Below are 7,403 nucleotides of genomic sequence, written 5' to 3'. Positions count from 1 at the left end.
GGCCAGAGTTTCGCCGTAGGCGGGCTTCTGTCGAGCAAGACCACCAAGCTCCAGGACCAGGTGCCGTGGCTCGGCCAGGTGCCTGTCATCGGAACGCTGTTTCGCAATTCGAGCAACCAGAAGGAAGAGACCGAGCTGGTCGTCATCGTCACGCCGCACATCGTGCGGCCGGTGAAGCCCGGCGAGCAGTTGGCGACGCCGTTCGACAAGACACGGCCCGCCAACGATCCCGAATTCTTCGTGCTCGGACAGCTTGAAGTGACCAAGGATATGGTCCGTAAATATGAACTGGGCGAAGGCGTAACCGGCCCCTATGGCCACATGCTCGACTTCAAATCGAAGGACAAGATGCTCTATGTCAAGAAATAGCGCCTTGATCCTCATCCTGGGCACCGGCCTGCTGTCGGGCTGTGCCACGGACTATCTGAACCACTATGATTCGGTGACCCTGGCTGCCGGCGACACGCAGAAGTTCAATTCGATGCTGCAAACGGTCGACCCGCTCAATCCGGCCTCCAACAACACCAGGATCGAGGGTGACGGTGCGCGCGCCGCCGGTGTTGCTCAGAACTACAGATTTCCACCACCACCGCCGCCGCCGCCGGCCATCACGGTCAATGTCGGCGGGTCGGGAGTGACGAACCAGTGAACTGAACAGGGATGCGGTTTCAGTGCGCCAGGCAAGACGACCGGCGTCAGGGGAGCAAAGAGTAAGGCCATGCTGCGGACCTTTCGCGCGTTCTGGCAGGACCAGAGGGGAATAGCGCTGATCCTCGTCAGCATTACCCTGCCGGCGATTATCGGGTTTTCGCTGCTCGCCATCGATATGAGCAGGGCGAACAATCTGCATAATGATCTGCAAAAGGGCGCCGATTCGTTCTCGCTTGCCGCTGCTGCCGAACTTGATGGCCGGCCTGATAGCATCACGCGGGCAGACCGCGCGCTGTCCACCTTGGTCTTCAACAGATATAATTTCTCGACAGGTGGTACCGGCCCGCAGGATTTGTTGGCAGCCGGCGTAACCAGGCGCTATCTGAGATCTATTCCGGCGACCGACAATCTTCCGATCACCGCAGCCAATGTCATCACCGACGAGGTCGCAGGCGCCGTGCAAGCTCGCTTCATCGAGGTCACAGTAACGCCCGTAGGGTTCGCAGCGATCTTCCCCGTCTCTTTTCTGTCGTCGAACGCCAACGGATCGTTCAACATCGGGGCAGTGTCGGTCGCCGGCTTCACCTCCAGCGTCTGCGATTTCACCCCGGTGTACATCTGCAATCCCTACGAGAATACGGCTGACAACCTCTTTGACGTCGCCGCCGACCCGGCGAAGCGCCGCCGCATGATTGAGCTGCGCCAGCAGGGCGGCAGTTCGGCGCAGAACTCGCCTGGAAACTACGGCTTCCTGCAACCGCCGAATGGATCTGGCGCAAACGCCATCAGGGATATGATCGCCATGACAAAATCGCAGGCATGTTACGATCAACGTGGCGTGCTGCTGCGCCCCGGCTTCCTTGCGACGGTTCGCGATGCATTGAATGTTCGCTTCGACGTCTACGATGGACCGATGAACGGCAATAGAAACGACCCTAATTTTGCGCCAGGTGAAAACGTGCGGAAGGGCTACAGGACCCAAGGTAACGCGTGCAATGCCGCTGAAGTCAGCCCGGCGCAGCCGACAAATTTCCAGGCCTTGCCACGCGACCCGGTAGTCAACGGACGCATCGGCGACGGGAATTGGGATTTCGACCAATATTGGAATACCAATTTCAACACCACGACAAACCCGGTAACCGTTCCAAAGCCAATCGGGGCAGATGGTATAAACCCTGCCAGCAATACAAATCAGCCGACCCGCTACAGCGCCTATCGCTACGAGATTTCGCAGGGCATCGTAAATCACCCTTCGAATGGTGGCGAGCTAGGCGCCCCAGCCTGTTCGTCAAACAGCGTTTCCGATCCGGACCGACGACTCCTCTACGGCGCCATCTTAAACTGTCAGGCACTGGTAGCCGCCGGGTTGATGTCAGGAGGCAACTCCTCAGAGCCGCTACCGGTCGAGGCCTTCGGCAGTTTCTTCATCACGGAACCTGTGGAGAGCGGCCCAGATCAGACCATTAGAGTCGAGCTTGTAGACATCACCGGGCGCGGCGGCCAAGGCACGCTCGACAATTTTCTTCGCGACGAAGCCCAGCTCTACCGGTGACGGCCATGATCGCAACGCTCTACCGCCATCTGCATAGATTTAGACGCGATCCAAGTGGGACGGCGCTTGTCGAGATGGCGCTGATCGCGCCACTGATGCTGATCCTGTCGGCGGGTGTCTTTGAATTCGGCAATCTGATCCACGAAAAGCTGCTGATGGAAGCCGGGCTTTCGGACGGTGCCCGCTTTGCGGCGCGCTGCAACAGTCAGTTGTACACCAATGCTGGATTGACGATCGACTGCGCCGACATTGCCACCAACATCGCGGTGTTCGGCAACGCGACCGGGACAGCACCCGCGCGCATCGCCGGCTGGCAGAAGGCGAATGTGACGATGACCATCGCCGCCTCAGGCTCTTGTCACGATGCCGTGGTCGCCGGCGTCACTCAATATCGGTCCACCACCGCACAGGTTTGCATCGTCAGGGCGGCGGGCACCTTCGGTTACAGCGGGGTCGGCATACTGTATTTGCTCGGTATCGGGCCGATCACCCTCAATGGCTTTCACGAGGAGCGGTTGATCCGGTTCTGATCATGATCAAGCGTTTCGCAAAATCAGAGGACGGCACGGCGACAGTGGAAATGGCCATTGTCTCGACCCTGCTGTTTGCCCTTGTCTTCGGCTTCGTCGATTTCGGCTATGCATTATATCAGTGGAACTCGGCCACCAAGGCCGTCCAGGCCGGTGCACGGCTAGCCTCAATCTCGGATCCGGTCGCGCCGCAGATTTCCACGGCTGGCCCGACTACGACACCGGGATCTCCCGTTGTCGCGAATTCTTTTGCCTATGTTTGCAATGGCGCAACCTCGACCTGCAGTTGCACAGGTGCCCATTGTGTTGCCGGCGTGTGGTCAGCAACAAATTTCAGCAGAATTTTTGCAGGTGACGACGGAATATGTGGCCCGGTGGCCGGCAGTCGTCCTGGCATGTGCGACTTCGACCCCTTGCTGCTGCCAGCCAATGTCGTCATCCGCTATTCGGCTACGGGACTTGGCTATCAGACGCGAGCCGCAGGAAACGTTCCTACTATTTCAGTCAGCCTCCAAAATGTGAACTTCCAGTTCTTCTTTTTGAGTTTTGCAAACATCACCATGCCCTCCATGCTGAGCACGGTCACGGGCGAAGATCTGAAGAGCACCGCGTCATGAATGCCATCAACACCAAGGTTACGCCGACCAAGCGCAAGCAGGTGGCGCTGTTTTCGTCGGACCCGAATTTCAAGCGCGATGTGGCGACGCGGCTCGATGCGCTGGCGATCTATGACGTCAGGGTTTCCGAGACGAGCGACTTCCTCAAGGGACCGCCGGCCGATACGCGCCCGGGCATCGTCATCCTCGATCTCGGCAATGGCGAGCTGCTCGGCAGGCCCGGCATCGTCGAGGCGCGCGCGCTGTGGGCCAGCGTGCCGCTGATCGCGGTTTCCGACGAGCTGAGCTCGGAGCAGACGCGCGTGCTGGTGCGCATGAACGCCTCGGACTGGCTGCACAAGCCGCTCGACGGCAAGGAGCTGCTCAATGCCGTGACCTTCCACGACACCGGCAACCAGGGAACGAAGAGCCGGATCATCACCTTCATCGGCGCCAGCGGCGGCGCCGGCGCCACGACGCTGGCGCTGTCGGCGGCCGAATTCCTGGCGTCGAAATCGGCTGAGCGCGCGGCGTCCACCTGTCTCGTCGACCTGGATTTCCAGAGCGCCAATTGCGGCGCCTATCTCAACTTGTTCAACCAGTTCGACCTTGCCGGCATCATCGGCCAGCCGGAACGGCTCGATGTCGAGTTGATGGACGTCATCAAGCTGTCGCGCCCGTCCGGCCTCACCCTCTACGCATTCGAGCGGCCGCAACTGCCGTTCGAGCCGCATGGCAGCGACTTCGTCTTCCGGCTGCTCGACCTCGTCGCCTACCGCTTCGACGATATCGTCATCGACCTGCCCAATCTCGAAACGCCCTGGCACAATTCCGTGCTGTCAACGAGCGACGAGATCTTCATCGTCTTCGAACTCAATGTCGCGTCGCTGCGGCAAGGCAAGCGGCTCTACAAGAAGATCCGCGAGCTGCGCGGCAATGCGGTCAGCATCACGCTGGTCGCCAACAAGCACAAGCGCAAATGGTTCGGGAACCATTTTTCGCGCAGCGAGCTCGAAAAGATCTTCAAGGCGCCGCACATCAAGTCGGTCGCGCTCGACAACGCGCTTCTGACCGATGCGCTGAACAGGGCCATTCCGCCTTCCGAAGTGGATGGGCGTGCGCGCTTCAACAAGGATCTGAAGCGGATGTTCAAAGAGCGGCTCGATGACGCTGCCCGATAGATATCGGATCGCCCCGAAGCTCGCCGGCGCCTGCGCGCTCGGCATGGCGCTGGCGCTGTCCGTCCACGACTTCGCCGAGGCGCGATCGGCGCTTTCGGAGCGGCCGCCGCTGCCGGCGATGGGGCCCAGCCTGCGCAAGGCCGTTGCCTTTAGAACCGCCGAGCAGCCGGGCACGATCGTCATCCGCAAGGACGAGAAGGCGCTTTACCTCGTCACCCGCCAGGGCCAGGCGCTGCGCTATCAGATCAGCGTCGGGCGCGACGGGTTCGGCTGGACCGGAATCGTCAAGGTCGGGGCGAAGACCGAATGGCCGGAGTGGCGCCCGCCGCAGGAAATGCGGGCCCGCCAGCCGGAGCTGCCGAAAATGGTGCCCGCCGGTCCCTACAATCCGCTCGGCGCAAGGGCGCTCTACCTGTCGCGGGACGGGCGCGACACGCTCTACCGCATACACGGCACCAACGACCCGTCGGGTGTCGGCTTCGATGGGACATCGGGCTGTTTTCGTCTCACCAACACGGATGTGATCGATCTTTTCAAACGCGTCGCTGTCGGCGCAAAGGTGGTGGTCCAATGACGATGATCAGCGAACCGGACATGCCGGCGATCGATATCGGAAACCAGGAACAGCGAGAACCGGTTGCCACCGAGAAATTCAGCAAGGCAAAGACGATCGGCGTCATCGTCGCCGGTGGCGCGCTTCTTATCACCGCGGTCAACATGGCGGCCGCGGTCTATCTCTATCGGGGCATGAGCGACCTGCGCTTCGTCGAAGCGCGGCTGGAGCAGCTCGGCGCGTTCGAGCAGCGGATCGCGGCCCGGCTCGACACGGTCAACAACGGTTTTCAGAGCCGGTTCGAGAAACTGGACAGCCAGTTGCAAGGCAGCTTCAACGAGATCGATGCCGGCATTGCCCGGCTGGGGCAGACTATGCCGGTCGCCGGCGGCGAGGCCATGCCAGGTGCGGAAGAACCGTCCGAATTCGCCACCAGCACGCTGGCGCAAGCGCCCGAAGCGCTCGACGGCGAGAGCGCGAGCGAGCCCGGCGTCATCGAAGCACCCGCACCCAGGAAGAGAATAGCATCGGCCTCGCCCCCTGCCCCAAGCTCCAACTACCAGCGCATCCAGCAGCCCGACGGCAAGGTCTATTACCGCCGGATCAACTAGACGCCATTGCTCTAGAGATCGCGCTGCAGCGCCAGGATGCGGATGGCCCGGACGGACCGCTCCCGCGCCTCAGTGAGGAAGGCGATGTGGCAGTAGGCACAGGCCACGATGCCAAAAAGCAGCACCAGGCTGTTCTTCAAGGTGAAATCGACGGCCAGCGAATACGGAAGACCCTTGGGCGAGGTGAATTCGGCAATCGTGCTGGCCGTTTCCGAATGGCTGCCGACGGCGATCATCAGGCCAGCGAAAATCAGGGCGACATGGTTGGCGAGGAACGAGGATGCCGATCTTTTGGCGTGGCACGCCACCCAGCAGACGATCGCTGCGGCGGCAAGAATGACGGCGTCGATAGCCATGGAGCCGCCCAGCCAGACATCGACCTGCTGCCAAAGTACCGTCGACAGAGGGCGCAGTTCAAGCCATAGCCACCATGCGGTGGGGCTGGCCGGATAGGCGCCCAGCAACAAGGTCGCCATGCGCTCCCCTGCCAGGACCGCCAGAATGAGAAACGGAAAGGCGAAAAGCAGAAGCGGCTGGCGTTTCATGTTCCCTCGACAATCTGCAAGCCAGGATAGGCTGTATAGATTGCTCAAGGCTTAACAGCCTACTTCCGGCCCTCTCCCGTTTGCGAGCGTTCGAGGACGGCAAAGAAGATCACGGTGAGCAGAAGGACGATCAGCAGCAGCACGAAGGCGGCTGCCGCGCCTTCGTTGAGCGAAAGGCCGAGAAAGGCACGGCGATAGGCAAAGAAGCTCAGCACTTCGGTCGCGTTGCCCGGCCCGCCCTTGGTCAGGACATAAGGCAGATCGTAGGTCCGGAACTCGTTGATCAGCTGGATGATGATGGTGATCGCCGCGACCGGCCGAAGCATCGGCAGGGTGATGTAGAAGAATTGCTGCCAGCCGCGTGCGCCATCCACTTCAGCCGCCTCATAGGGATCTCGCGGCAAAGCGGCGAGCCCCGCGGCGAGGATCAGCACGACGAAGGACATTTGCTGCCAGATGTCGATCGCCGCCATCGTCCAGAGCGCCATGCCTGGCGTGCCTAGCCAGTCGAGGCGCGGCAGGCCAAACGTTTCCATCAGATGATTGGCGATGCCGAGATTGGGCTGGAGCAGCATGCGCCAGATCAGGGCGACGCTGATCGGCGACATCGCCATGGGAATGGTCAGAACCGCGAAATAGACCGGCTTCATCCGGACCGTCCGGTTGAGCATCAGGGCGATGCCGAGCCCGATCACGAATTCGCCGACCACCGTCACCGCCGAATAGCGCACGGTGAGCCAGAGCGCGTTCCAGAACAGCTCATCGCCGATCATCGAGGCGAAATTCTTGAACCCGACAAGCGGCAGAAGCTGCGGCTTGATCAAGGTCATCGAGGAGATTGAGAGGATGCAGGCATAGGCCAGCGGAAAGCCCATCACGATCGCCAGCAGCAGCAGGCCGGGCAAGGCAAAGGCCCAGCCGGTCCGCCATTCGCGGCCACGGGCAGCCAATCCTTTTTTGATCGCGTTGAACATCGTAACCGAGCCTTGGTCGGGGTGTGGCGTTCCTGGTCTGGTCAAGATCCGGGGTCTGGACAAGATCCGGCGCGGCTGACACCGCCGCGCCGGATCTCCTGGCCGAGCCGGACCGCTATTTGTCGAGGAGCCCCTGCAAGCCGTCGGAAGCCGCCTTCAGTGCTGCCTCCGAAGTCGCCTGGCCGCCAGCCGCCAGCGACAGCTGGGTAC

Annotated in this window: 9 protein-coding genes and 1 pseudogene; 8 read left to right on the top strand and 2 right to left on the bottom strand. The window is 61.3% G+C overall.

The window, feature by feature from the left end; translation table 11 throughout:
* From EN939_RS14260 to EN939_RS14225, 8 genes and pseudogenes are all read left to right on the top strand, one after another.
* A pseudogene (locus tag EN939_RS14260) lies at nucleotides 1-369 on the top strand (type II and III secretion system protein family protein); the annotation flags it as partial.
* 4 nt (nucleotides 370-373) lie between these two features.
* Nucleotides 374-649, top strand: a complete 276-nt coding sequence (locus EN939_RS14255; RefSeq protein ID WP_245473089.1) for a hypothetical protein — start codon at nucleotides 374-376, stop codon at nucleotides 647-649.
* 69 nt (nucleotides 650-718) lie between these two features.
* Complete coding sequence (locus EN939_RS14250) at nucleotides 719-2,203, top strand: TadE/TadG family type IV pilus assembly protein (RefSeq protein WP_127268517.1); 1,485 nt, start codon at nucleotides 719-721, stop codon at nucleotides 2,201-2,203.
* A 5-nt stretch (nucleotides 2,204-2,208) separates the two neighbouring features.
* Nucleotides 2,209-2,733 (top strand): TadE/TadG family type IV pilus assembly protein, encoded by a 525-nt coding sequence (locus tag EN939_RS14245; protein ID WP_127268516.1) that lies wholly within the window; start codon nucleotides 2,209-2,211, stop codon nucleotides 2,731-2,733.
* 2 nt (nucleotides 2,734-2,735) lie between these two features.
* Entirely contained in the window at nucleotides 2,736-3,350 is a 615-nt protein-coding gene (locus tag EN939_RS14240; protein WP_127268515.1) for a TadE/TadG family type IV pilus assembly protein, read from the top strand.
* Complete coding sequence (locus tag EN939_RS14235) at nucleotides 3,347-4,510, top strand: AAA family ATPase (protein ID WP_127268514.1); 1,164 nt, start codon at nucleotides 3,347-3,349, stop codon at nucleotides 4,508-4,510. The genes EN939_RS14240 and EN939_RS14235 overlap by 4 nt, the downstream gene beginning before the upstream one ends.
* Nucleotides 4,494-5,084, top strand: a complete 591-nt coding sequence (locus tag EN939_RS14230) for a L,D-transpeptidase (protein ID WP_127268513.1) — start codon at nucleotides 4,494-4,496, stop codon at nucleotides 5,082-5,084. The genes EN939_RS14235 and EN939_RS14230 overlap by 17 nt, the downstream gene beginning before the upstream one ends.
* A complete protein-coding gene (locus EN939_RS14225; RefSeq protein ID WP_127268512.1) occupies nucleotides 5,081-5,674 on the top strand; it encodes a hypothetical protein in 594 nt (197 codons plus the stop codon). Before EN939_RS14230 ends, EN939_RS14225 begins: the two co-directional genes overlap by 4 nt.
* An 11-nt stretch (nucleotides 5,675-5,685) precedes the next feature.
* On the opposite strand, the gene EN939_RS14220 is transcribed toward EN939_RS14225, so the two are convergent.
* Complete coding sequence (locus EN939_RS14220; protein ID WP_127268511.1) at nucleotides 5,686-6,219, bottom strand: hypothetical protein; 534 nt, start codon at nucleotides 6,217-6,219, stop codon at nucleotides 5,686-5,688.
* A gap of 59 nt (nucleotides 6,220-6,278) precedes the next feature.
* On the bottom strand, nucleotides 6,279-7,193 hold the full coding sequence (locus EN939_RS14215; protein WP_127268510.1) for a carbohydrate ABC transporter permease: 915 nt from the start codon (nucleotides 7,191-7,193) through the stop codon (nucleotides 6,279-6,281).
* Nucleotides 7,194-7,403 lie beyond the last annotated feature (210 nt).

This window comes from Mesorhizobium sp. M7A.F.Ca.CA.002.05.1.1, from assembly GCF_003998335.1.
Classification (GTDB): domain Bacteria; phylum Pseudomonadota; class Alphaproteobacteria; order Rhizobiales; family Rhizobiaceae; genus Mesorhizobium.
Note: the sequence above shows the minus strand (reverse complement) of the source record. Positions and strands in the feature narration are given on the sequence as shown.